The following is a 25,816-nucleotide window of genomic DNA, read 5'->3' as shown; positions in this document are numbered from 1 at the left end:
CATCCTCTGTCCTCCCCCATGCAACAAAAGCTCTCGCATCCTCTGTCCTCCCCCCTCTTGTAGCAGGGGGAACGAGGGGGGTAGGGGGGAACGAGGGGACCGGAGTTGGGGTTAGGGGATGAGGGGGAAATGTTGAGGAGTAGATAGACATAAAATACAAGCAAAAACTTGTAACTGATGTAAACCCGCCCTGTTTCTAATGTTTATAGATTAGGTCGAGCGGGTCATTTTTACGGGTTGTTACATCATTCTTCTTTAATCATGAGTAAAACCGGTTTACGCCGCCGCAAATCGTTACCCTTAGTCTCGCGCCTGTTTCTCTCCCATTTATTGGTGATGATTGTCGGCGTGGGTTCCCTGTTAATTATCAGTAAATTGTCTTCGCCGCGCTTCTTTATTTTGCATCTGCAACAATTAGAAGGCAAAGGAGTCATCTTTCGCGTTGCTCGTACCTCCCTATTACAAGGATTTCAAACCGCATGGAATCGCGGCACGTTTTGGTCGGTTATTGTTGGCACGACGGCGGCGGGGGGACTCAGTTACTGGTTGTCTCGTCGCATCGTAAAACCCCTAACTCAAATTGAAGACATTACGCAACAATTTGCAGCGGGTAAGCTGGATAAACGACTTCCGCCCAGTGAAATTCCCGAAATTAATCAACTTGCCAGCAGTTTTAACCAAATGGCAGTGAGTTTAGAAGATGTGGAACAGCGACGGCGAGATTTAGTCAGTGATTTAACCCATGAACTGCGAACCCCACTGACGGTACTTCGGGGTTATTTAGAAGAACTTGCTGCCCAACGGATGGACGCAACGCCTGCGATGTATCAGCAGTTGGCAAAAGAAACGCGACGGTTGGAACGATTAATTAATGATTTACAGGAACTCTCGAAAGCAGAAGCGGGTTATCTGCCGATTAAAGTTGAACCCGTAAATGTGTGTCCCCTGTTAGAATCCCTGGTGCAAAAATTTGCAGATCAGGTGTTGGAAGAAGGTCCCATATTGCAGTTAGATTGTCCTGAGAAATTGCCTCGGATATTGGCAGATAGTGACCGATTAGAACAGGTACTGGTGAATCTTTTAGGAAATGCGATTCGCCATACTCAAACGGGTGCGATTACGGTGCGGGTGTGGGTAGAACGGGACGGGAGAAAAGGACTAATGCCTCGGTTATGGATTGCGGTAACGGATACAGGTATGGGGATTGCCCCAGAGGATATTCCTCATGTGTTTGAACGGTTCTGGCGGGCGGAAAAGTCGCGCAATCCGAACACCGGCGGAACGGGAATTGGGTTAGCGATCTCGAAGCGGTTGGTGGAATTGCAAGGAGGTGAGATTGAGGTGGACAGTCAGTTGGGAGTAGGTAGTACGTTTCGATTTTATCTGCCACTGGCATAAGGATTAGGAAGGACATTAGAGACGTTTCGGTGGAACGTCTAGAATTACAGAAATAACAAAATTTATGATACTGTTGATCAATAAATCGTGTTTGTCGCAAAAAAAAGGAGGTTTTTTGGCAATGGAGCAAACCAATATGCCCGGATCGGCTGTATTTAAGCTATTGGTGGATATGGCAGAAGACCCAGAGATATTTGATAAATATCTGAATCAAAAAGACGCTCTAATTGAGGAGTATGACTTGACCGAAGAGCAGAAAGATTTAATCCGAGTTGGGGGGACTGAGAACTATATTAAACTGATGCTGGCAGAACGAGCTAAACGACTGGGCAATTCGTTTATGTAGTTTAATTCTTATCTCATCAAGGTAAGCTGTCATGCATTTAAATTGGGAATGGGTAGCGAGCAAGATGCTCAATACAGTGAGCAAGATGCTCACACAACAAGGATTTCGTTATTATTGACATTAAGGTTTAAATGCCGAACAGCTTATCACGCATCTGCTCATGGTCAATGATATTATCTTTGAACCGTTGAAATTTCGGAATCTTACGGTAAAAAACCGTATCTTTCGCGCTAATACTTACGGAAATTTTGATGATCCTGATGGATTAGGGACTCCTGCACGTCTCCGATGGGAAGAACGGTTTGCTCAGGGGGGTGTGGGAGCGATCCTTTCCGGAGTTGCACCCATCCATAACCAAGGACGCATGGCTCCTCACTGTGCCACGATTGAGAGCGATCGCACGATTCCATTTTGGCGACAGGTGGCTGAGGCAGTCCACAAATGGGACTGTAAGTATATCCTACAAATTAGCTACGGTGGTTCTCACTTAGGTAATCTGAGTCAAAGGATGACCCTTGAGCAAATTCAAGAAACGATGCAATGGTTTGCTTATGCAACCAGACGGGCGCGGGAAGCGGGATTAGACGGCGTGGAAGTGGATGGAACGAGTGGAGGAACGGGACGACTTTTAGGGGATTTGGAATCAGGGGGAACTAGAGTTCCGGTGAATCTGATCGGTCAGTTTCTTAGTCCTACGGTCAATCAGCGAGAGGATGAGTATGGGGGTTCATTAAAAGAGCGATCGCGCTTTTTACTGGATACCCTAAACCTGATCCGTCAGCAGGTGGGACAGGATTTTCATGTCCAGGTCAAAGTTGGGGCGTTGGATACTCGCGAGAATTCTGTACAACTGTGTCAGTGGATTGAACAAGCTGGAGCGGATGCGCTACATCTGGGGAGTAAAGTCCCCTATCCCCAAGCGGCGAACGACAATTTCCCGTTGGATATTAAGGGAAACCATATTGATAGAAGCCACGAGATTAAACAGTCGGTTAATATCCCTGTGTTGTGTACAGGAGGGTTTCAAACTGCACCCTATATTCGTCAAGTGATTCATGGTGGATATTGCGATGGGGTGACATTAGCCCGTGCCCTCATTGCTAACCCTGACTTGGTGCAACAATTTGCCCAAGGAAAAGATAGCCCAGATCAGCCTTGCAGCTATTGTGAGAAATGCCGGATTAATTTAGTCGAAAATCCTCTCGGTTGCTATGATGTGTCCCGGTATGAGGGCGACTACGGTAAGATGAGTCGAGAAATTATGTCTGTGTATTTGGGGAATTAAAGGTATCAATCTTTAGTCAAAAAAGTATACAGGTATACATTCAGACTATAAACCGACATGGTATGATGACTAGGCTACCTCGCTGACTAAATTGGCAGTGAGGTAGTCATTTTAAAGGCAAAATTTGACCAATCAGAGAAAGGAAATCAGGCTCATGGCATCTGCTTTATTTAACCTGTTAGCTGATTTGTCGGAAGATTCCAACAAACGGCAAGCCTTAGTTAGTAACCCTGAATCTGTACTCAATGAGTATGATTTGACGAATCAGCAGAAAGAGTTGATCCAGCAAGGGGGGGAGGAGAACTTTACTCGCTTGCTAGTAGAGGAACGCGCCAAGCAGTTTGGCGATGGCACTGACGTTTTCTGTTTCTAGATCCATTTGGCTTGACAAACCTACCAATTAACAACTACTTCACTGATTTATTGGCAGGGAGGTAATTTTTTTAAAAGCAAAAATTGATCAATCAGAAAAAGGAAATCAGGATTATGGCATCTGCTTTATTTAATCTGTTAGCCGATTTAGCGCAAGACCCCAACAAACTGCAAACGTTCGGTAGTGATCCTGATTCTGTACTCAATGAGTATGATTTGACAGATGAGCAGAAAGAGTTGATCAAACAAGGGGGGGAAGATAATTTTACTCGCTTGCTAGTTGATGAACGCGCCCGACAGTTTGGCGATGATACTGAAGTTCCCTGTGTGTAGACCTGTTCAGCTCTACTTACCCACCAGTTAACCCAATACTACTTCCTGAGACTCTATAGCAATGTAGAGACGTGCCATGGCACGTCTCTACACTATTTTGGCTGGGTTACTAACTGTTCAGCAATAGTGATGATGACAGCGGTTTCAGACTCGATGTAATACGCACCAACAAGAATTAGGGTTTTTTCCTGGCTACTGTAATACACCGTAGTATAAAGTTCTGTAACCTGTTCTATATAGTGTTTACAGATGATTCATGAAAATATTACCCCTCCCAAACCCTCCCCTTGCTAAGGGGAGGGCAGGGGTGGGGTTCACAATTCAAATGAAAACGCTATATATAAGCTATAATCAACCACTCAACCTTGCAGACGGGTTGAGTTTCTGCGTTCTGAGGTTTCACTTGAACAAGTTGCTATAACTGAGAAAATTATAGTAGAGCGTCAACGACCCGCCGTTAACCGCTTAGGCGGTATAACGGGGGCTTGAAAAAGCCCTACGTTGACCAGCCTCCCTCGATAAAAGGCTTTTCGAGGGTAATCGATATCTCGGTCATAACACCTACGAATACGTGTCTAGCCAACTTAAGCCAGTTTGTAGCTCTGTTGTTCAGCATTAACCAGCAAGGACGGGTATTCCGAGCAGTGTGCTGAGTGTAAAAAGCCAAGATATCAAAGGCGAGGCAAACTTAACCAGTAATGAGAGTCTCAAAGTAATGCGAGTTTTCGTTCTAGACAAAGACCTACAACCTCTTGACCCAACGCATCCAGCGAGAGCAAGAGAATTACTGAACAAAGGGAGGGCTAAAGTATTCAAGCGCTATCCATTTACTATTGTCCTGCAAGACAGAACCGTTGAAGAATCAGTCACGCACCCACATCGGATCAAAATTGATCCTGGCAGTAAAGTAACTGGATTTGCCATCGTTCAAGAAGAAACGGGGCGAGTAACAAACGCCATGGAAATCTCACACCGAGGGCAACAAATTAAAAATTCCCTCTTAGCTCGCAGGTCATTAAGAAGGGGACGCCGTAACCGTAAAACCCGTTACCGCCAGCCTCGTTTCTTAAACAGAACCCGTAAAACCGGATGGCTACCACCATCGCTGGAGAGTCGGATTGCCAACATTGAAACTTGGGTACGACGGATTAGAGAACTCTGTCCGATTTCAGCCATCTCTCAAGAACTGGTAAGGTTTGACCTTCAGCAAATGCAAAATCCTGAAATTAGCGGGGTTGAGTACCAAAGGGGTGAGTTATTGGGTTTTGAAGTTAAAGAGTATTTACTTCACAAATGGGACAGAAAATGTGCTTACTGTGGCGCTAAAAATGTTCCGTTCGAGATTGAACACATTCTGGCAAAAAGTAAGGGTGGCTCAAACCGAGTCAGTAATATGAGTCTTAGTTGTCATTCTTGCAACCAAGCTAAAGGGAACAGACCCGTTGAAGAATTCCTGAAAAAGAAGCCTGACATCCTCAAGGGAGTCCTAGCTCACCTCTTAGCACCTCTTAAAGATGCGGCTGCAGTTAATGCTACTCGCTGGGAGTTATTCAGAAGACTGCAATCAACTGGCTTACCCGTAGAAGTAGGTTCAGGAGGTCGCACCAAGTTTAACCGTAAAACCAGAGGGATTGAAAAGCAACACTGGACTGATGCTTCTTGTGTGGGAGCATCCACCCCTGAGCAGTTATTAATTAGAGGAATTAAGCCTCTAAAAGTTGTAGCAAAAGGACACGGAACTAGACAACGATGCCGTCCTGACAAATATGGTTTTCCTGCACGTCATGCCCCAAAATCTAAATTTTTTATGGGATTTACGACGGGCAATATGGTTAAAGCCGATATCCCAAAAGGTAAATATACAGGTAAACATACAGGACGAATCGCTATCAGATTTAGACCAAGTTTCATGCTACTGCTGCCAAATAAGCGTTTTGATGTCCATCCCAAATATTTAGCAAATATCCACAAAGCTGATGGCTATGAATATCAAACCTGAAAATAAAGCGGATGCTTCGCCCTTTTATACGGGTCAGCATTCCCCACCCGTTAACCTCCGGTATAACGAGCGACCCCTGCTGACATTAAGTTGGAGTTAAGCTAAACGTTAGCTAGGTATCTCAACCAAGAATGCGTAAAGTATCCCATGGACATCCGAAGCCTAGGTTCCCAAATCCGCAGCAAAATTCTCCGAGGGCTTCAAATTCTCCTGCTGAGTTTGTTAATTATACTAATTTGCCCAAGTCATGGGTATGCTCAAGCTGTGAACCTGACGTTTGATCACCTGCCGCCTGACAATGGGTTAGTGGGGATAAACTGTGTTTTACAAGACAGGAAAGGATTTATTTGGTTTTGTACCCAAGAAGGTGTGAATAAGTACGATGGATACAATTTTACAATTTACAAACACGAGCCGGAACAGCCGAATTCACTGTCGGATAATTGGGTCTCATCTCTCTACGAAGATTCATCAGGGTTTCTCTGGATAGGGACTCAAACTGGTGGACTGAACCGATTTGATCGTTTAACTGAGCAATTTACTCATTATATTCATGAACCCAATGATCTTAATAGCTTAAGTGATAATCGAATCAGTACCATTTATGAAGATGCTTCTGGTGTCTTGTGGATTGGCACCGATGGGGGTGGACTTAATCAGTTTAATCCAGACACTCAAGAATTTACTCACTATCTCCATGAACCGAATAATCCGAATAGCTTGAGTGATAATCGAATCAGTACCATTTATGAAGATAGTGCGGGGGTTTTATGGATTGGCACGAATGGAGGTGGACTTAATCAGTTTCACCCAGACACTCAAGAATTTACTCACTATCTCCATGAACCGAATAATCCAAATAGCTTGAGTGATAATCGAATCAGTGCAATTTATGAAGATGCTTCTGGTGTCTTATGGATTGGTACGAATGGGGGTGGACTGAATCAGTTTCACCCAGACACTCAAGAATTTACTCACTATCTTCATGACCCCAATAATCCCAACAGTTTAAGTTGTGATAACGTAAGTGCGATTACTGAAGACAGTTGGGGTCAGCTCTGGATTGGCTCAGGAACATGGAATGCTAGTTATACGGGTAAAGGTGTTGACCTGCTTGATTCCCGGCGAGAACAATGGACGCATTACTCCAACAATCCCACCCAACCTAATAGTTTAAGTGGTGATAATGTTTTATCCATCTATGCTGATCCAACAGGTGCTATCTGGATTGGTACTTGGTTAAATGGGGTGAATCGATTTGACCCAGCCAAACAAAAATTTAAATCTTACAAAATTGAACCGGATAATCCCAATGGCTTACAGGGTGATGGGGTTTGGGCAGTTTATGAAGACCACTTGGGTCTCGTCTGGGTAGGTATGAATAATGGCGGTCTTTATAAACTGAATCGCACCACGGGGAAATTGACCCATTACACCAACAACCCAAATGATTACAACAGCTTGAGGGGTGAAAGTATCTGGTCAATTTATCAAGACAGTTCGGGTCAATTCTGGATCGGCGGAGATGAGGGATTAAATCGATTTGACCCTCGCACAGAAAAATTTGTCCATTATATCCACGATCCAAATGACTCAAATAGCCTCAGTGATAATACTGTGCTAGTCATTTATGAAGACCGTTCTGGAACTTTATGGATTGGCACATTTGGGGGTGGACTCAACCAATTCGATCCCACGACGGGTAAATTTACCCATTGGGTTCATCAACCGAATGAATCCAATAGCTTGAGCGTAAATCAGATTTTAGCCATTTATGAAGACACTTTGAATCGATTCTGGATTGCTACCTATGGGGGAGGACTCAACCAATTTGATCGCGCCACTGGTACATTTATCCATTACCAACATGACCCGGATCAACCAAATAGCTTGAGTAGTAATCGAGTAGTCGGAATATCGGAAGACCAATCCGGAACCCTTTGGATTGCCACGGAAGCCGGACTGAATAAATTTGATCCGGAAAAGGAGAAATTTACCCACTACACCGAGAAAGACGGTCTGAAGAGTGATTTTCTCTGTGCTATTATAACTGATGACTTTGGAAATCTCTGGGTAAGTAGTGTCAAGGGATTATCAAAAATTAATCCCCAAACGGAAACCATTAGAAACTACGATGTTGATGATGGGTTGGCGAGTAATCAATGTAACACGTTAGCCTATTACAAAAGCTCAAACAATGAACTGTTTTTTGGCAGCGACAACGGATTCACGTTTTTTGATCCAGAGCAAGTGAAGGATAATCCCCATATTCCGCCCATTGTGATCACAGATTTCCAGAAATTTAACCAGAGTGTCAAACTAGATACCGCTATTTCAGAAACTCAAAAACTACACTTATCCTACAAAGAGAACTTCTTTGGCTTTGAATTTGCTGCCCTTGACTATAGCAATCCAGCTAAAAATAAGTACGCCTACAAATTAGAAGGCTTTGATCATGACTGGATTCAGGCTGGAACAAGACGCTATGCCACCTATACTAACCTCGATGGTGGGACGTACATCTTTAGAGTAAAAGGGTCAAATAATGACGGGGTTTGGAATGAACAAGGGACATCGATTAAGCTGATTATTTCGCCGCCTCCCTGGAAAACCGGATGGGCTTACACCTTGTATGTTTTGGCTTTAGTCAGTACAGTTTTCAGCTATGTGCAGTGGAGAATTAGGGCGCAGGAACAAGAAACGGTACTGCTGCGGGAAAATGAGAGAAGACTTAACCAAATTCTGGAAGCGATTCCCGTCGGAATTGGCGTGATTGACGCCATGGGAAAATGGATTAATATGAATCAAACGGGGTTAGAATTACATGGTTTAGATGCTCCAAAAGAAGGATTAATCGAGAATCTGTCCCAAGCTTATCAGGTGTATATCGCGGGGACGGCTCAGTTATATCCCACAGAAAACTTGCCCTTAGTTCGGGCGTTGCGGGGAGAAAAAACAATCATTGATGATGTAGAAGTGCACCAACCGGATCGGGTTGTTCCCTTAGAAGCTTGGGGTACACCCATTTATGATGATCAGGAGAACGTCATTTATGCGATCGCGGCGTTTCAAGATATCACCCAACGCAAACAAGCCGAACGCGATCGCCTCCAGTTTACTCAGGAACTAGAAGCCAAAAACGCCGCCCTGCAACGCCTCGACCAACTCAAGGACGAATTTCTCGCCAATACCTCCCACGAACTCCGCACGCCTCTGAACGGGATTATTGGTATTGCTGAATCCTTAATCGATGGTGCAGCCGGGGCGCTGTCTGAGATGCAAATTGCGAACTTGGCGATGATTGTCTCTAGTGGAAAGCGCCTCTCCAATCTGGTTAATGATCTCCTGGATTTCTCTAAACTGAAAAACCAAGATATCCAACTGCAACGTACATCCGTCGATTTTCAGCAAATTGTTGAGGTCGTTCTTACCCTTTGTCAACCCTTAGTCATGGGTAAATCCTTGCATCTGCAAAACCAGATTCCGGCTACTTTACCTGCTGTTGATGGGGATGAGAATCGCTTGCAACAAATTATGTATAACTTAGTCGGGAATGCAATTAAATTTACTGAATCCGGGTTTGTTACCGTATCCGCACAGATAATAAATAACCAGATTGAAGTCACCGTGGCGGACACAGGAATCGGGATTCCAGAAAATAAATTTGAGGATATTTTCAAATCCTTTGAACAGGTGGATACATCCCCCTCTCGATCTTACAGTGGCACGGGTTTAGGATTGAGTATTACCAAACAATTGGTTGAACTCCATGGCGGTAAAATCCGGGTTGAGTCTGAACGGGGACAGGGGTCTCTATTTATCTTTACTCTACCGATTAGTGCTAAACCCCCAGAACCTCCCTTGACTATCAGCCAATTCATTAGCAAAGTGCGACCCAATCCGATACAACTTCCGGCACCATTACCGAAAGAGACAACGATCGCATCGAATCAACAATTAACGATTTTAGTCGTTGATGATGAACCGATTAATCTGCAAGTCGTAGCCAATCACCTTTCTGTACAAAACTATCGGATTATTCGCGCCACGAATGGGATGGAAGCCTTAGATCATATTCAAAAGGGGTTAAGACCAGATTTAATCATCCTGGATCTGATGATGCCCAAAATGTCAGGGTATCAGGTTTGCCGCGCGATTCGCCAGCAGTTTTCGGCGTCAGAAATGCCGATTGTGATGTTAACGGCGAAAAATCAGGTGTCTGATTTGGTTACTGGGTTAGAGGTGGGTGCGAATGATTATGTCACCAAACCGGTGCTGAAAAATGAATTGCTGGCACGGATTAAAACTCATCTTCGTTTATCGAAAATCAATACTGCCTATAGTCGCTTTGTTCCCCATGAATTCCTCCGCTTTCTGGGACGTGAAAGTATTGTCGATGTTCAGTTAGGGGATCAGGTGCAAGAAGATATGTCGGTTTTGTTTGCGGATATTCGCAACTTTACCACCTTGTCGGAGCAAATGTCTCCTAAGGAAAACTTTGATTTTATTAATGCTTATTTAAAACGAGTGGGTCCGGTAATTCGCCAGCATCAGGGTTTTATTGATAAATATATTGGCGATGCGGTGATGGCATTGTTTCCTAATACTCCTGACGATGCCTTGCAAGCCGCGATTGAGATGCAACAGGAGGTAGCACAATATAATCGCGATCGCCAAAACGCTGGGTATCCGCCAGTAACGATTGGTATTGGCTTGCATAGTGGGAGTTTGATGTTAGGAACCATTGGTGAAAAACAACGGATGGAAAGTACAGTGATTTCTGATACGGTGAACCTAGCATCGCGCCTGGAAGATTTAACTAAAGTCTATGGGGCGGCGATTCTGGTGAGTGGACATACCTTATTTTGTCTAGATGACCCCAACCAGTATGATTATCGGTTTATGGGTCAAGTTCAGGTCAAAGGCAAAAAGGATTTGGTTCCTATTTTTGAAGTGTTTGAGACTGACCCGATTGATAGCCGAACGTTAAAGCAGCAAACGAAGCAAAAGTTTGAAGAAGCAGTTATACTCTATCACCAGAAAAAAATATCGTTAGCGTCTCAAATCTTTACAGAAATCAGTCAAATGAACCCCCAGGATCAAGCGGCTCGTTTCTATATCCAGCGCTGTCAATGGTTACAGGGTTAAAGTCTGATTCAGACGCGATCGCATTAGCTAAGTCTTCTAGTTGATCGGGTAAGGGCTACTATGCCAACCTCTCTCATCTAAAATTTATATGATGGTTATATTGACAAAATGCAGGAGATATGTATCAAATCCAAGCTAGGGGAGAAGAGCGCGATCGCATCCCGTCACAGACCTGACTTTTCACGCCATCTAGAAAAATCGATATCAAACCTAACCCCCCTCATTCCCCCTGCGAGGGGGGAGGAGAAAGGATGCGAGAGCTTTTTTTGGCACGTAAGGGGGAGAATTCAAAGTCTCTCTCCTTGTAGGAGAGAGGTTTGGAGAGAGGTTTTCCAGATCCCGATCAAAAGTAAGGTCACAGAGGCGATCGCCAAGTATAATCCCGACAATCTCGATGATCAATATTGGCTAGTTTTGGGTTTATACTCAAATAATTAAGAGCCGCCTTTATCTTTGACAAGTATGATCAATAAGCCTAGATTTAAACAGTGCTTTCAGGTAGAAACGGTTGAACCAGAAACGGTATTTTTGTTATCGGAGCGAGGTTCAATTCAACTCAATCGTCATCTCTATCAACAATTAGTGCCGTTAATTGACGGGCATCACACGGTTGAGGACATTATTGATCAAATTCTCCAGCATTTACCAGAGGAAACTATTTCGTTTCAAGAGATGCTTAATACCAGTGTCATGGCGCGACACGCCCTGATGCAGATGGAACAGAAGGGATATATTGTTGAAAGTGAGTCTCTATTGCCTGAGCATTTAGCCAGCTTCTGCGAGATGCTAAATGTTGATGTTAAGCAGGCGTACCAGCGATTACAAACGACAAAGGTGGCAGTAAGATGTTTGGGTTCGTTGTGGACTGACTCAGAGGTTGAACCGTAAACCCTTACCGATTATTCTGGGACACCGGAAAAAGCGTTTTACTACCGATGGCGGACATCGTTATTGTTCACCGGAAGAAACCCTGAAAACCTATCACCATCACCTGAGTCCGATTACAGGTGTTGTGCGAGAATTGACCCGGTTAGAGACAGGCGTCAATCATTTAACTCATACTTATATCGCCAAGCATCATTTCGCCACATTGTTCGATGATCTCAACACATTACGCCAAAATCTTGGGGGTCGTAGTGCGGGAAAAGGTCGCACGGATGCTCAAGCGAAAGCCAGTGGGTTTTGTGAGGCGATTGAACGCTATTCTGGGGTGTTTCAGGGGGACGAAATTCGCGAAAAGGGGAGTTATCACAGGCTGGGCGATCGCGCGATTCATCCGAATACCTGTATGAATTTTAGCGCCAGTCAATATGAAACTCGTCAGGAGTGGCGTTATGGTGGTATAACCGGATTCAACGCCCCAAGGTTGATTTAGAGAGTTTTGATGACCCCTATTTTCATCAGTTAAACGAGTATTACCAAAGCCTGCATCGGGAACTCTGGGTGCTGGATATTACCAGTGATTTGACTATTCCCGTCTTTGCGGCGATTAGTCGGCGGTGCGATCGCGCGGTGGACAGTACCTAGAACCAGGGTTAAAGCGGTTTGCCCTAACGTCACCCAATATAACGATTCAGGGTGAAAAAATTTACAGCAAAATGTCTAATGATATTCACAATTATGCCGTAAGAAATATTGGACGCAATCACCCCACATCTGCCATACCCAATGGTTTTGACTCAGAATCTCAAGTTAGGGCAATGATGCAGATGGGAGTTGATATATCATTTCTCTATCCCAGCCTGGTTCGTTTTTATGGATTGTAGCTATTTTAGTCATTCACCAACTCATGGCGAAAATAGAAAAAACGACAATGTCTTTGAGAATACAGATAATTTCTAGATGTTTGCCAAAAAACTGATGCTAGGAGCAAAAAAGAATTCACCCCCTTGCATCCTGACAAAATTATTAAATTCAAAGGATACTTTTTCTTCTTGTCCCCACTCCTTTGACCACTTTTGTCCTCCATCCAACTGTTTTCCCTGACCAGCGACTGGATCAAGACCTGTGTCATACTTGACAAAGTTTTTTTGGTTGACCCAGGATTTTTGCATAAACATAAACTGATTAAATATATCCCGTTGAAAACACAAAAACAGTAAGCCAACCCCCTCATTGTTCTCTACCCGTAGAGCTTCGTGCGGTAAAGAGGTTAAGTGTTCCCGTAAACGTGAGATTGCGGAGGTTAAGGTTTGTTGTTCCGGCGACGTTCCACCATAGGGAATTGCTCGACGCACAATTCGATGTTGGCGCTGTTCTTCTAAAGACTCTACACTATCTCCTCTATCACCTCTAGGATTCGTCTTACGAATGTGAGCATGAAACGGACATTTTGTGCCTTCTGTATCATCAGCATAATTAAAATTATTAACAATAGTAGTATCTCCTTGTCCAGAGTTAGAAAGCGTAATTGGCGTTCCATCTCTAAACCGCCCGATTACCAAAGCACCAGCACGTTCAGCATCGTTTCCGGTCAATCCCAGTTTTTGTACCAATTGTTTTTCTCTTTGGCGAAAGCCTTGTACATCTTGTTTGAGTTTGCGGTAAACACAATAGCTCCCATAGCTATTTTCTCCCTGACCAAATGGATCTTTAACCAGAACCAATTCTAATGGCGCACAAGCATCCCATTGGTCATTCCCCTGCTGTTGTCTTTGCTCAATATCCTGTTTAAAAAATAACGGCTGGCTGATACCATCTCTGAAACCAAAGTGTTCAATGGTTTGTCCTTTGCCATTCGGCTGAATCTGAGCATTCCTGAGAATATGTCCCACTTCCGTATTGACAATACAGGCGACATGACTAACCGCTTTCATCACCGTTTTTGCCTGCTGCTGTAAATACTCTGACTGATCAGCCGCTAGTAAAATTAAGGCATCAATATCTCCCCGAAATCCATCTTGCCATTGGTCAATTGGCGGATCACTTAAAATCGGTTTGAACGCTTTCATTCCCGCCAGAAAAGTCCAACTTGGGAACTGTAGTCGCTTACCTTTTAACTCAAATCCCAGCGCTTGATATCCATGAGCTGATAGGAAAAAATTAGCCCAGAGTTTAGGGAAGTTTTGAGAAGAATCTTGGCTATATTTTTGCGGCTCATTTAACTGATGCTGCGCCGATGTCACAAATTCTGCGGCAAAGTCCCTAATCCATTGTCGAGTCGCCTGAGCATCAGACTCAAATTTTAGGAAAATCTGGACGGCGTAGTCCTGTTCGTACCCTTGCAAAATATTGCCTTGTAAATCCTCCAGTAGCAATTGATACTCTTTGACTTCAATGTTAGTTTTGGTTAAATCAACGGACATATCTGATTTTAGAATTTAGATTGTGATGATCATCGTTTGGCTGACATTGACCTGCACCACAGCCACTTACCCTTCGTTATATACCAGTTAAGCTTGATTTTGTCAATTTTCTTTAAAAAATGTATAGTCTTTATCCAACAACGGTAAAGTGTGATAAATATTATAGTATCGCGTCCGTTGCAAGTTGAGATAAACGGAGAAAACCCATGCCTTATGATCCAGTAAATTACACCAGAAGATATCCAGAAGAGTTACAGACAGCCTGGGCTAATGTTCTTGCCTTTGCTTGGCAAACCCCAGAGTTCCTCGATTTATTGAGACAAGATCCAAAGGAGACAATTGAGACGTATGCCTGTAGAGAAAACGAACCTGTTCAGCCTCATTGTGTTGTTATCCTTGAGCAAGGAGAAGGTGTATTTGGAATTCCTAATCCACCAGAGAGATTAGGAGAATCAGAGAGATTAGGAGAATTAAATCCGGAACAACTGGCTTCACTCCTCGATCGAGATGGGTTATTTGGTATCATTCGAGGAACGTGAGCTAGAGATTAATTTGCCTATCGAATGTTCAGGGTTCATAGTTTATAGATCATACAATAAATCCTGAACCCTGAGCCATGAATTATTTGAAAACGACCCATGACAAGTCGCCCCAGGTTTCCGCCCTACTTTCGTTGTGAAATTGTTCCGGCACAAGGCGTCTTTTTACTATCTGAGAAAAACTATATCCTGCTGCGGGGAGAATCCTATATCCAACTAGCGTCGCTTTTGGATGGTCAACATACGCTAACGGAAATTTGCACTATCCTTCAGGCACAATTTTCGCCGCTAGACCTATTATTCCTACTGGATAACTTGCGCCGCGAGGGATATGTGGTTGATGCTAACCCGTCCTTACCCAGCGAACAGCAGGCGTTTTGGGGAATGCTTGATATCACACCGGATGTGGCGGCGAAAAACCTACAACATACAACAATTTCTGTGGCGTCCTGGGGTAAACTTGACCCCACCCCCTTCAAAACCCTGCTGGAATCTATGGGAGTGCGAGTGGGGGATCAGGGTGATCTATGGGTGGTGCTAACCGATGATTACTTGCACGAGGGTTTGGAGGCGTTTAATCAGAATGCTCACCGTCACGGGTATTCCTGGATGTTAGTCAAACCCGTGGGAATTGAGCTTTGGATAGGTCCGATATTTCGTCCCGGTCTAACCGGGTGCTGGGAATGCTTGAGACATCGACTTCGAGGACATCGCCAGGTTGAAAACTACCTACAGCGGCAAAAAAACACGACTCAACCCTTGTCAACCTCACTCTCTGTACTTCCCTCAACCCAACAAATCGCTTTCGGTATAGCGGCGACGGAGACAGCTAAGTGGATAGTGGATGACACAAATTCTCACCTTGACGGTACTATCCTGACGCTGAATACCTTATCCTGGCAAAAGCGCCATAACCGTCTGATTCGGCGTCCCCAATGTTCTTGTTGTGGTCATCCCCAGTTATTATCGGTACAACAGTCCGCACCGATTATTCTGCAAAGCCAAAAGAAATCATTTACCAGTGATGGTGGACATCGGAGTTGTGCGCCAGAAGCCACGTTTAATAAATTAGCTGATCACATCAGTCCGATTACTGGAATCACCAGTGCTGTGACGCGAAATGCGGTGGGAGATGAAAACATACCGATCTATTCGTATGTCACGGATTACAATTTCGTCTTGATGGACGACACCCTCTATTTCTTACGGGAAAGTTTGCGGAGTCGATGTGGGGGGAAAGGGAAGAGTGAGATTCAGGCGAAAACGAGTGCGCTGTGTGAGTCAATAGAGCGTTATGTGGCGGTGTTTCAGGGAGATGAAGCTCGAACTCCGGCTCAGTTGGCACAGTTAGATCATGGAATTGCTCCCAATGCTTGTATGCTTTTTAGTGAACAGCAGTTTGCCGATCGCGACCAATGGAATGCTCGCGGTTCACGCTGTACCTGGGTGCCAGAACCCTTTGATCCGAGTCAAAGGATTGAATGGAGTCCGGCTTGGTCATTAACCCATCACCGACGCTGCTATGTCCCAACCGCCTACTGTTACTACGGGTATACCTCCCCATCGGGTTATCTTGTGGCGCGAGCAGATGGTAATGGATGTGCCGCAGGGACGACCAAAGAAGAGGCAATTTTGCAGGGATTTTTGGAGTTAGTTGAGCGAGATAGTGTGGCGTTGTGGTGGTACAATCGCTTAAAGAAACCGGGGGTGGATCTCTCAAGTTTTGAGCAACCTTATTTTCAAGAACTGGTAACCTGTTATCAAAGCCTGCATCGTCACCTATGGGTTTTAGATGTTAGCAGTGATTTGCCGATTCCCGCCTTTGTCGCCGTATCGGCTCGATATGACCAAGAGGTAGAAGATATTATTCTTGGATTTGGAGCGCACCTCGATCCCACCCTGGCAATTTCCCGCGCTTTAACGGAATTGAATCAAATGCTTCCGGCTGTGTTTCAGGGTACGCCGAGTTCTGATTCGGGTTATGATCCAGAGGCGATCGCTTGGTGGGAAACAGCAACGCTAAACAATCAACCCTATCTCCTACCTGATCAGACCCTCAACCCGAAAACTCCAAAGGATTATCCTCAATATTTCAGTGATGATCTAGCTGTAGATATTCGATACTGTATCACTCTTGCCCAACAGCAGGGATTGGAACTCATCGTCGTAGACCAAACTCGTCCTGATATCGATCTCCAGGTTGTCAAAGTCATTGTTCCAGGAATGCGGCATTTTTGGCCCCGATTTGCTCCAGGTCGGTTGTATGATGTTCCTGTGCAAATGGAATGGTTGACTGAACCTCATGATCAGGAACAGTTAAACCCCTATCCAATTTTTTTCTAAACGCCTCAGCTTAAATCAGATGCTTCAGGACTATAAAATTATTGATGCGGATTGCCATGTACTCGAACCCATGACGATGTGGTCAGAGTACCTCGAACCTGCCTTTAAAGAGTCAGCACTATCGGCAGATTTAACTGTCCAGGGACAGACAATTGTCAATAAGCTTTCCCATGAACTCTGGGTGGAAGGGTTTAAGGCAAAGGTGCGAGATGTGACCACCTATGGTATTCATCAGTATGATCCAGAATCTCAGGTTAAAGCCATTCAGCGCATGGGAGTGGATATGGCTTTTTTGTATCCAACTGTAGGTCTGTGGCTATTAGCCGTCGATACGATGACACCAGAATTAGCGGGAGCCTTTACCCGTGCTTACAATAATTGGTTACGAGATTTTTGTAACTATAACCCACAAATCCTCAGAGGCGTGGGAGCCATCAATTGTCATGCTCCCCAAGAGATGGTGCAAGAATTGCAGCGGGTCAATGAGTTTGGCTGGAAAACCGTGTGTTTACGACCCAATCCAGTGAAGGGACGATTGCTCAGTGATCCCGCCTATGAACCTTTTTGGACAGCTTGCGAACAGCTTAACATGGCAGTAAGTATTCATGAAGCCACCCATTGTTGTTTACCTTCAACGGGTGCTGATCGATTTAATACCCGTTTTGCCATGCACGCTTGCTCTCATCCCATGGAACAGATGATGGCGTTGCTGGCGCTGATTGAAGGCGGAGTGCTAGAACGTCATCCCCAATTGAGAGTTGGATTTCTGGAATCGGGGTGTGGTTGGTTACCCTACTGGTTATGGCGACTAGATGAGGTAGAGTATAAAAATCTAGCGTGGGAAGTTAGAGAAACAGTCAAAATGAAGCCATCGGAATATTTTCGCCGTCAGTGTTTTATTGGGATTGAGCCATCGGAGCCGTATCTGCACCAGATGATCGATTATATTGGCACTGATAATGTGATGGTTGGCTCAGATTTTCCCCATCTGGATCATGAACCAGACACAATCAAAGAGGCAATTGCCCTTCAGGAGCGTCTACCGAGAAAGACTGTGCAGAAAATTCTTTGGGATAATCCGGTGCGTTTTTATCTGAATGACTCGCGGTAGTACATTGGGGAATTGTTGTAACGGGACATGGCGATGAGTAAAATTAGCGGCTATCAAGTTTTCCACCCAATTGATGAAAGCACCAATTCCCTAGTCTATCGGGGTATTCGTCAGGGTGATGATCAACCGGTTATCCTCAAGGTTCTCAAGGAAGATTATCCCACACCAGCCAAACTCACCCAATATAAGCAAGAATATGAAATTACCCGTTCTCTCCATCTGGATGGCGTGATTAAAGCTTATCACTTGCAGCGCTATCAAAATACACTGGTAATGGTGTTGGAGGATTTTGGTGGAGAGTCCTTAAAACTGCTGATCAACCAGCAGCCATTTGCGTTAGCCGATGTTCTGGAACTGGCGATTAAAATAACCACGAGTCTAGGCGCCGTCCACGCCGCTAATATTATTCACAAAGATATTAATCCATCCAATCTTGTTTATAACCGCAACACGGCACAACTAAAAATCATCGACTTTGGCATTTCTACTGTCTTATCACGGGAAAATCCGACGATGCGAAATCCCAATGTGATCGAAGGGACATTAGCCTATATGTCTCCCGAACAAACGGGTCGGATGAATCGATCTATGGATTACCGCACGGATTTCTATTCTTTGGGTGTAACCTTTTATGAATTACTCACGAATCGACTACCATTTGACACTCATGATGCCATGGAATTGGTTCATTGTCATCTGGCTAGACAACCTTTCCCCGTGCATCAATTAGCAGATATTCCTAAATCTGTTTCTAATATTGTCATGAAACTCATGGCAAAAACCGCAGAGGAAAGGTATCAAAGTGCTTGGGGACTCAAAGCCGATTTAGAACGCTGTTGGTATGAATTAATTGAAAAGGGTCATATTGACCTATTTGAGTTGGGTCAGGACGATCAGTCTGACAAGTTTCAAATTCCGCAAAAACTGTATGGTCGCGATCGTGAAATTGCCACTTTAATGGGCGCCTTTGAGCAAAGTAGTCTAGGGGATACAGTGTTGCAATTGGTTGCCGGATATTCTGGAATGGGTAAATCGGCGCTGGTTGCTGAAGTTCATAAACCCATGACGGAAAAACGCGGGTATTTTATTTCCGGTAAATTTGATCAATTTCAACGCACTATTCCTTATTCAGCCGTTGTCAGCGCGTTTCAAGAATTAGTTCGACAACTGTTAACGGAAAGTGAAGCAAAACTCAATCAGTGGAAACAGAAACTTTTAGCGGCTGTGGGAACTAATGGACAAATCATTATTGATGTAATTCCTGAAGTTGAATGGATTGTTGGTAAACAACAACCTGTCCAAGAGTTAGGAGCCGCTGAATCCCAAAACCGTTTTAATTTAGTCTTTCAAAACTTCATTCGCGTTTTTTGCCAACCTGAACATCCTTTGGTTTTATTTCTAGATGATTTGCAATGGGTAGATTCGGCTACGCTGAATTTAATCGAACTCATGATGACGGATGAGAACACCCACCACCTCTTTCTCATTAGTGCCTATCGGGATAACGAGGTCAACTCAACCCATCCTTTGATGATGACCCTTGAGGGACTCCGCCAAAAATCAGCGATTATTAACCAAATTACCTTAACATCCTTAGAACTTGAACATATTACCCACTTGATTGCTGACACATTATCCCGTGAACCTCATAGCGTCAAATCTCTCGCTGAATTAGTGGTACGAAAAACTAATGGAAATCCCTTCTTTGTGAATCAGTTTCTGACGACGCTATATCAAGAAAACCTCCTAAAATTCACAGTTTATCAAACTAAAGGACAAGGACAATGGCAATGGGATATCGCTGAAATCGAGAGAATCGATATCACGGATAACGTGGTTGATTTAATGATCCGGAAATTGAAGAAATTACCCGCTAATACACAAGATGTATTACGATTAGCGGCTTGTGTCGGTAACCGCTTTGCCCTGAATACCTTAGCTATTGTCTATGAAAAATTAACCGATCAAACCTTTCGGGATTTAATGCAGGCAATTCAGGAAGGCTTGGTTATTCCTACATCAGAATTAGAAATGAATGATGATGAAGTTATTAACTCTCAATTGCTAATTCTCAATTTCAAATTTCTACATGACCGTGTTCAGCAAGCCGCTTATGCCTTAATTGATCCAGATCAGAAAAAAGCCGTTCATTTACAAATTGGTAAACTTTTATTAGAAAATCTAGAATCACAAGAGCGTTCTGATCGACTTTTTGAGGTTGTCGATCATCTCAATTTGGGACAAGAGTTAATTGTAAACCCATCCGAAAAACATAACTTAATTCGCTTAAACCTAGAAGCCGGTCAAAAAGCCAAAGATGCCACAGCTTACCAAGCTGCTCAGCAGTATTTAACCCTAGGCATCAAAAATTTAACCGATACAAGTTGGCAAGTTCAGTATAATTTAACCTTTGAACTCTATAAAGAACTGGCTGAAGTTGAGTATTTAACGGGAAATTTTGAGAAATCAGAAGCCTTAATTTATCAAACAGTATCTCAAGCAAAAACTATCTTAGAAAAAGCTGAACTTTATCGCTTATTAATTGTTCAATATACTCTAAGCGCTAAATGTTTAGAAGCTATTCAAATAGGTCGCAAAGCGTTATCATTAATTGGTATTGATTTACCTCAAGATAATGTTCAGCAATATCTTATTGCTGAACTTAATGAAGCCAAAAATAATTTAGGCGATCGTCAGGTGGCTTCACTAATTACTCAAGGAGAAGTCACTGATCCAGAAAAAAAAGTAGCCATCAAATTGCTAGCCAATTTAGCCGCGCCTACCTTTGTCGCTGACCAAGACCTTTTTCCCATCGTTAACTTAAAATCATCTAATCTATCTCTAAAATATGGTTTTTCCTCTGAGTCACCAATTGGGATTGCTAATCATGGTCTTGTCCTAGTTTCTCGCGGTGAGTATCGATTAGGATATGAGTTTGCCATGTTAGCCCAAAACCTAACCGTGGAAACCAACAATTTAAGCCAACGATGCAAAATTGCTTTAATTGTTAGCACAGAAATTGGAATTTGGGTCAATCATCTCAGTTGGGCAGATGCAATTCTAGATTCCGGATTTCAGGCAGGTTTAGAGTCGGGAGAATTGCAATGGGCTGGTTACATTCTCATGTATAAACTCCTGAATCAATTTTTTCAAGGTAAAAATATGGAAATCTTAGCCGCCGATATTCCTAATTTTTTACAGTTCAATGCCAAAACAGAAAATAACTGGTCAATTGATATTTTGTTGGGAGCGCAAGCTGTTATTTTGAATCTGAGTGGACTGACTGCTAATCAATGGGATTTTACCACAGAGGCAATTAGCAACCAAGAGCAATATTTTCAAGTTTGTCAGTCTCATCAAAGCTTTCTAGCCATCTGTACCCATCAGATTCTCAAATCCCAAGCACTCTATCTTTATGAACACTATAATGAAGCCCTTCAATGTTCTCATGAAGCGGAAAATTTATTAGTTTATGCAGTGGGTCATAATCAGTTGGTAGAATATAACTTTTATTATTCTCTGAGTTTAGCAGCGGTTTATGTGTCCGCCTCAAAATCTCAGCAAAAGAAATACTGGCGTCAATTAGAGTTGAATCAACAGCAACTCAGGATTTGGGCTGAAAACTGCCCAGAAAACTCACTGCACAAGTATCTATTAGTCCAAGCTGAGATGGCTCGAATTACTGGACAAGATCTGGGCGCGATAAAATTGTATGATCAAGCTATTGCGAAGGCGAAAGAAAATAAATTTATCCAAAATGAAGCCTTAGCGAATGAATTGGCAGCTAAATTTTGGCTAAATCAAGGTAAAGAAGAGTTTGCTAAACTTTATCTGGCAAAAGCTCACCATGGATATCAACTTTGGGGGGCTATACGTAAAGTTGAACTATTTCTAGACGAGTATTCTCAGTTTCTACCGATAAAATCTAAATCGACCCTAGAGGCAATGTCTAATACCACTGAATCAACCGGTAGTGGTTCAAGTGAAGCCCTAGATTTAGTTACTGTTTTGAAAGCTAGTCAAAGCATTTCCAGCGAAATTGTTTTAGGACGCCTACTGCAAACCTTAATGAAAATAGTTATTGAAAATGCTGGCGCTCAAAAAGGATTTCTGATTTTGGAGCAAGAAGGCAATTGGGTTATCGAAGCCGAAGGAGTCGTTGACTCTGAAGATGTGACGATGCAGCAATCGATTCCGATACAATCAGCAATCTCTGATTCTGAAAAACCTCTGCTCTCTGCTGGTATTATTAACTATGTTATCCATAGTCATGAAACCGTGGTTTTAAATGATGCCACCCATGAAGGACAATTTATTCGTGACCCTTATATTTGGACGGTCAAGCCTAAGTCAATTTTATGTACTCCTTTGCTGAATCAAGGTAGACTTAGTGGTATTCTTTATCTTGAAAATAATTTGACAACGGGCGCATTTACTCAAGAACGGGTTGAACTGTTAAGAGTTTTATCTGCTCAAATTTCTATCTCAATTGAAAACTCCCGTCTCTACCAACAATTAGAGGATTATAGCCGTAACCTGGAAATTAAAGTTGATCAAAGAACCCAGGAACTCCAAGAGAAAAATCAGGAACTCTCCGCTACCCTGAAAAAACTCAAAGCCACCCAAGACCAAATTATCGCCCAAGAGAAACTCGCCTCCCTCGGTGCATTAACCGCCGGGATTGCCCATGAAATTAAAAATCCCTTAAACTTTGTCAATAACTTCGCCGAACTGTCGGCTGAGTTAACCGAAGAACTCTTAGCAGAACTCGACAGTCAAAAAGAACGATTAGACCCGGAAAGCACAGAATACATCGAAGAAATACTCAGTGACTTAGGACAAAACGTCAAAAAAATCAACGAACATGGCAAACGCGCCGACAATATCGTGCGCGGGATGCTGATGCATTCACGGGGTCAAGGGAACGAACACCAACTCACCGACATTAATGCACTTCTCGCCGAATATGTTAATCTGGCATATCACGGTATGCGTGCCAAAGACTCCTCATTTAACATCACGATTGAAACCCACTATGACCCCACTATTGGTCAAGTTAATATTGTGCCGCAGAATATCAGTCGCGTCTTTCTCAATATCATTAATAATGCCTGCTATGCTGCCCATGACAAGAAAAAAGCCGTTGGCGCAGATTTTACGCCCACACTCTCCGTTACTACCAAAAATCTAGGCGATAAAGTCAAAATCCGTGTCCGAGATAATGGCAATGGTATCCCAGCAGACATCCGAGATAAAATATTTAACCCCTTCTTTACCACCAAACCCACAGGTCAAGGAACAGGGTTGGGATTATCCATTAGTCACGATATCATTGTGGGAGAGCATCAAGGGGAGATTCAGGTAGCAACCGAATTGGGCGAGTATACCGAGTTTAAGCTGATTTTGCCCCGATAATTGTAGCTGACTTTTCACGCCATCTAGAAAAATCGATATCAAACCTAACGCCCCTACCCCCCTCGTTCCCTGCTACCCCCCTCGTTCCCCCCTACAAGAGGGGGGAGGACAGAGGATGCGGGAGCTTTTGTTGCACGGGGGAGGAGAGAAGATGTTTCACTTTTATTGCACAGAAGGGCGAGAATTCAAAGCCTCTCTCCTTGTAGGAGGAGGTTTGGAGAGAGGTTTGGAGAGAGGACCAAAAGTAAGATAAGTCTAGCCATGGCGCGTCTTGAACGGTGTACTGTAGGGGCGACCCGCTGTACCAACGAACAACTAGAATCCACTCAATCGGCTCGGGTCGCCCTATAATTAACTAGGTTGCCCTTTACTACAGACAAGAATTTTGCAATTCTTGACATTAAGGTTTAAATGCCGAACAGCTTATGTCACTCCCGATGAATTGAGAGGAAAGAATGATGAAAGTCATGGTAGTTGATGATGAAAAAGATGTTTTGTTGCTGTTTCGACAACGCTTTAGAAAAGAGATTAGACAAGGCAAAATTGAATTTCACTTTGCTTTCTCAGCCAAGGAAGCCCTCTACTATCTGGAAATGGAAAGTAAAAAAGAAAATTGTGTTGTCTTGATTCTTTCAGATATTAATATGCCGGAGATAAACGGCTTAGAATTACTTAAAACAATCAAAATAAAATTTCCCAACTTAAAAGTTTTTATGATTACGGCTTACGGCGACGACGAAAACTATCGCATTTCCCAAGAATACGGAGCCGATGATTATATTCATAAACCCGTTGACTTTGACCAACTCAAAGAAAAAATCTTTAATTTATAATTTATCCACAACTTAGCCGACCAGAAACCAATGCCAGCTAAAATACTGGTTGTCGATGATGAACCCGACATAGAACCCCTAATCTGTCAAAAATTTAGAAAAAAGATTCGCCAAAAAGAACTCCAGTTTCTTTTTGCCTGTAATGGTGTGGACGCCCTAGAAAAGCTACAGGCTGATTCCGATATTGATATGGTTTTAACCGATATTAATATGCCCCAAATGGATGGGTTAGCTTTGCTGATGAAACTGGCAGCGGACTATCCAGGGGTTAAAACTGTAATCCTGTCCGCTTATGGGGATATGGACAATATTCGAGCGGCGATGAACTTAGGGGCATTTGACTTTCTCACTAAACCGATTGATTTTCAAGACTTAGAAATTACCACCTACAAAACCCTAAACCATGTCCAGCAAATCAAACAAGCGTTAGCACAAGAAAACTATCTCAAGCGTTTAGAAGCCGAAAACCTCCGCCTCAGTACCGAACTCGATATTACCCGACGACTGCAACAGATGCTGTTGCCCACAGAGACAGAACTAAGTCAAATTCAGGGACTCGATATCGCGGGGTATATGCAACCAGCCGATGAAGTCGGGGGAGACTATTACGACGTACTGCAACACAATGGCAGGGTGAAAATTGGCATCGGCGATATCACCGGTCATGGGTTAGCCAGTGGTGTCCTCATGCTGATGGTACAAACGGCGGTGCGGACATTGCTGGTGAATAATGAGACCAACACCGTTAACTTTTTAAGTACCCTCAACCAAACGATTTACCACAACCTACAACGGATGCGCTGCGACAAGAACTTAAGCCTCGTCTTAATCGATTATCATCAGGGGACTCTAACGGTGAGTGGACAACATGAACAACTGATTGTGCTACGCTCTGAGGGGAAGATTGAGCGAATTGATACGATTGATTTGGGGTTCCCGATTGGTTTGGCAGAGGCGATTGCCGACTTTGTGGCGGAAGCAACTGTACAGTTGTATCCCGGTGATGGAGTTGTCCTCTATACCGATGGGATTACTGAAGCCGAAGATATGAATGGGGTGCAATATGGACTAGAACGGCTGTGTCACGTCTTAAGCAACAACTGGCACAAGTCAGTCTGTGAGATTAAACAGGCAGTTATTGACCAAGTGTGGCAGCATATTGGAAACCAGAAAGTTCATGATGATATTACCTTACTTATTCTTAAACAGCAGTGATTGGTTATTTGTCATTTGTCATTGGTCATTTGTCATTGGTCATTTGTCATTGGTCATTGGTCATTTGTCATTGGTCATTTGTCTTTGGTGGAAAAATTATTACACTTCGTTGGGGGCGGGTTTAGTGACATTAGGGTGAACACCAAATGTTAAGGGTTCGCCCCTACACTCATC

Annotated in this window: 19 protein-coding genes; 18 read left to right on the top strand and 1 reads right to left on the bottom strand. The window is 43.5% G+C overall.

Annotation, left to right across the window (positions count from 1 at the left end; translation table 11 throughout):
- The first annotated feature begins 261 nt into the window (after positions 1-261).
- The 11 genes from RIG27_RS18775 to RIG27_RS18725 all read left to right on the top strand — a co-directional run bounded on the left by RIG27_RS18775 (position 262) and on the right by RIG27_RS18725 (position 12,647).
- Positions 262-1,398: a sensor histidine kinase gene (locus RIG27_RS18775; protein WP_446347632.1), complete on the top strand. Its 1,137-nt coding sequence runs from the start codon at positions 262-264 to the stop codon at positions 1,396-1,398.
- Positions 1,399-1,519: 121 nt separating this feature from the next.
- Positions 1,520-1,744, top strand: a complete 225-nt coding sequence (locus RIG27_RS18770) for a hypothetical protein (protein WP_446344957.1) — start codon at positions 1,520-1,522, stop codon at positions 1,742-1,744.
- 160 nt (positions 1,745-1,904) lie between these two features.
- On the top strand, positions 1,905-3,029 hold the full coding sequence (locus tag RIG27_RS18765; protein ID WP_446347630.1) for an NADH:flavin oxidoreductase: 1,125 nt from the start codon (positions 1,905-1,907) through the stop codon (positions 3,027-3,029).
- Positions 3,030-3,183: 154 nt separating this feature from the next.
- Positions 3,184-3,402, top strand: a complete 219-nt coding sequence (locus RIG27_RS18760; RefSeq protein WP_446347628.1) for a hypothetical protein — start codon at positions 3,184-3,186, stop codon at positions 3,400-3,402.
- Positions 3,403-3,515: 113 nt separating this feature from the next.
- Positions 3,516-3,734 carry a hypothetical protein gene (locus tag RIG27_RS18755; RefSeq protein WP_446344953.1) on the top strand — a complete coding sequence of 73 codons (219 nt, stop codon included), beginning with the start codon at positions 3,516-3,518 and terminating at the stop codon, positions 3,732-3,734.
- 715 nt (positions 3,735-4,449) lie between these two features.
- Positions 4,450-5,733, top strand: coding sequence for an RNA-guided endonuclease IscB (gene iscB / locus RIG27_RS18750; protein ID WP_446345035.1), 1,284 nt, complete (start codon positions 4,450-4,452; stop codon positions 5,731-5,733).
- Positions 5,734-5,880: 147 nt separating this feature from the next.
- The gene (locus tag RIG27_RS18745; RefSeq protein ID WP_446347626.1) at positions 5,881-10,881 is read left to right on the top strand and encodes a two-component regulator propeller domain-containing protein; all 5,001 of its coding nucleotides are present in this window, start codon (positions 5,881-5,883) and stop codon (positions 10,879-10,881) included.
- A gap of 462 nt (positions 10,882-11,343) precedes the next feature.
- Positions 11,344-11,769: a hypothetical protein gene (locus tag RIG27_RS18740; protein WP_446347624.1), complete on the top strand. Its 426-nt coding sequence runs from the start codon at positions 11,344-11,346 to the stop codon at positions 11,767-11,769.
- Complete coding sequence (locus tag RIG27_RS18735; RefSeq protein WP_446347622.1) at positions 11,759-12,256, top strand: TOMM precursor leader peptide-binding protein; 498 nt, start codon at positions 11,759-11,761, stop codon at positions 12,254-12,256. Before RIG27_RS18740 ends, RIG27_RS18735 begins: the two co-directional genes overlap by 11 nt.
- Positions 12,208-12,408 (top strand): YcaO-like family protein, encoded by a 201-nt coding sequence (locus tag RIG27_RS18730; protein ID WP_446347620.1) that lies wholly within the window; start codon positions 12,208-12,210, stop codon positions 12,406-12,408. Before RIG27_RS18735 ends, RIG27_RS18730 begins: the two co-directional genes overlap by 49 nt.
- Positions 12,409-12,479: 71 nt before the next feature.
- A complete protein-coding gene (locus RIG27_RS18725) occupies positions 12,480-12,647 on the top strand; it encodes a hypothetical protein (RefSeq protein ID WP_446347618.1) in 168 nt (55 codons plus the stop codon).
- A 72-nt stretch (positions 12,648-12,719) separates the two neighbouring features.
- Here the strand turns inward: RIG27_RS18725 and RIG27_RS18720 are convergent, their stop codons facing one another.
- Positions 12,720-14,186, bottom strand: a complete 1,467-nt coding sequence (locus tag RIG27_RS18720; RefSeq protein ID WP_446344945.1) for a Dyp-type peroxidase — start codon at positions 14,184-14,186, stop codon at positions 12,720-12,722.
- A 206-nt stretch (positions 14,187-14,392) separates the two neighbouring features.
- On the opposite strand from RIG27_RS18720, the gene RIG27_RS18715 reads away from it, so the two are divergent.
- From RIG27_RS18715 to RIG27_RS18685, 7 genes are all read left to right on the top strand, one after another.
- The gene (locus tag RIG27_RS18715; RefSeq protein WP_446344943.1) at positions 14,393-14,725 is read left to right on the top strand and encodes a hypothetical protein; all 333 of its coding nucleotides are present in this window, start codon (positions 14,393-14,395) and stop codon (positions 14,723-14,725) included.
- A gap of 99 nt (positions 14,726-14,824) precedes the next feature.
- Positions 14,825-17,068: a TOMM precursor leader peptide-binding protein gene (locus RIG27_RS18710; RefSeq protein ID WP_446347615.1), complete on the top strand. Its 2,244-nt coding sequence runs from the start codon at positions 14,825-14,827 to the stop codon at positions 17,066-17,068.
- A 19-nt stretch (positions 17,069-17,087) separates the two neighbouring features.
- Positions 17,088-18,179, top strand: a complete 1,092-nt coding sequence (locus RIG27_RS18705) for an amidohydrolase family protein (RefSeq protein ID WP_446344939.1) — start codon at positions 17,088-17,090, stop codon at positions 18,177-18,179.
- Between the two features lie 33 nt (positions 18,180-18,212).
- Positions 18,213-23,594 carry a trifunctional serine/threonine-protein kinase/ATP-binding protein/sensor histidine kinase gene (locus tag RIG27_RS18700; protein ID WP_446347612.1) on the top strand — a complete coding sequence of 1,794 codons (5,382 nt, stop codon included), beginning with the start codon at positions 18,213-18,215 and terminating at the stop codon, positions 23,592-23,594.
- A 458-nt stretch (positions 23,595-24,052) separates the two neighbouring features.
- On the top strand, positions 24,053-24,427 hold the full coding sequence (locus RIG27_RS18695; protein ID WP_446344935.1) for a response regulator: 375 nt from the start codon (positions 24,053-24,055) through the stop codon (positions 24,425-24,427).
- A gap of 30 nt (positions 24,428-24,457) precedes the next feature.
- Positions 24,458-25,642 (top strand): SpoIIE family protein phosphatase, encoded by a 1,185-nt coding sequence (locus RIG27_RS18690; RefSeq protein WP_446347610.1) that lies wholly within the window; start codon positions 24,458-24,460, stop codon positions 25,640-25,642.
- Entirely contained in the window at positions 25,639-25,767 is a 129-nt protein-coding gene (locus RIG27_RS18685; RefSeq protein ID WP_446347608.1) for a hypothetical protein, read from the top strand. The genes RIG27_RS18690 and RIG27_RS18685 overlap by 4 nt, the downstream gene beginning before the upstream one ends.
- Positions 25,768-25,816 lie beyond the last annotated feature (49 nt).

Origin of the sequence: Coleofasciculus sp. F4-SAH-05, from assembly GCF_040222985.1 — a bacterium.
In the GTDB taxonomy this organism is placed as follows: Bacteria; Cyanobacteriota; Cyanobacteriia; order Cyanobacteriales; family Coleofasciculaceae; genus Coleofasciculus; species Coleofasciculus chthonoplastes.
This window is presented reverse-complemented; position numbering and strand designations above follow the sequence as displayed.

What these genes read in the sequence shown, in the direction of transcription:
- RIG27_RS18725 (WP_446347618.1), top strand. Translation starts at nt 12,480, where the DNA reads ATGTCTAATGATATTCACAATTATGCCGTAAGAAATATTGGACGCAAT.
- iscB (WP_446345035.1), top strand. Translation starts at nt 4,450, where the DNA reads ATGCGAGTTTTCGTTCTAGACAAAGACCTACAACCTCTTGACCCAACG.
- RIG27_RS18755 (WP_446344953.1), top strand. Translation starts at nt 3,516, where the DNA reads ATGGCATCTGCTTTATTTAATCTGTTAGCCGATTTAGCGCAAGACCCC.
- RIG27_RS18700 (WP_446347612.1), top strand. Translation starts at nt 18,213, where the DNA reads ATGAGTAAAATTAGCGGCTATCAAGTTTTCCACCCAATTGATGAAAGC.
- RIG27_RS18775 (WP_446347632.1), top strand. Translation starts at nt 262, where the DNA reads ATGAGTAAAACCGGTTTACGCCGCCGCAAATCGTTACCCTTAGTCTCG.
- RIG27_RS18740 (WP_446347624.1), top strand. Translation starts at nt 11,344, where the DNA reads ATGATCAATAAGCCTAGATTTAAACAGTGCTTTCAGGTAGAAACGGTT.
- RIG27_RS18705 (WP_446344939.1), top strand. Translation starts at nt 17,088, where the DNA reads ATGCTTCAGGACTATAAAATTATTGATGCGGATTGCCATGTACTCGAA.
- RIG27_RS18715 (WP_446344943.1), top strand. Translation starts at nt 14,393, where the DNA reads ATGCCTTATGATCCAGTAAATTACACCAGAAGATATCCAGAAGAGTTA.
- RIG27_RS18770 (WP_446344957.1), top strand. Translation starts at nt 1,520, where the DNA reads ATGGAGCAAACCAATATGCCCGGATCGGCTGTATTTAAGCTATTGGTG.
- RIG27_RS18720 (WP_446344945.1), bottom strand. Translation starts at nt 14,186, where the DNA reads ATGTCCGTTGATTTAACCAAAACTAACATTGAAGTCAAAGAGTATCAA.
- RIG27_RS18745 (WP_446347626.1), top strand. Translation starts at nt 5,881, where the DNA reads ATGGACATCCGAAGCCTAGGTTCCCAAATCCGCAGCAAAATTCTCCGA.
- RIG27_RS18690 (WP_446347610.1), top strand. Translation starts at nt 24,458, where the DNA reads ATGCCAGCTAAAATACTGGTTGTCGATGATGAACCCGACATAGAACCC.
- RIG27_RS18710 (WP_446347615.1), top strand. Translation starts at nt 14,825, where the DNA reads ATGACAAGTCGCCCCAGGTTTCCGCCCTACTTTCGTTGTGAAATTGTT.
- RIG27_RS18765 (WP_446347630.1), top strand. Translation starts at nt 1,905, where the DNA reads ATGGTCAATGATATTATCTTTGAACCGTTGAAATTTCGGAATCTTACG.
- RIG27_RS18695 (WP_446344935.1), top strand. Translation starts at nt 24,053, where the DNA reads ATGAAAGTCATGGTAGTTGATGATGAAAAAGATGTTTTGTTGCTGTTT.
- RIG27_RS18760 (WP_446347628.1), top strand. Translation starts at nt 3,184, where the DNA reads ATGGCATCTGCTTTATTTAACCTGTTAGCTGATTTGTCGGAAGATTCC.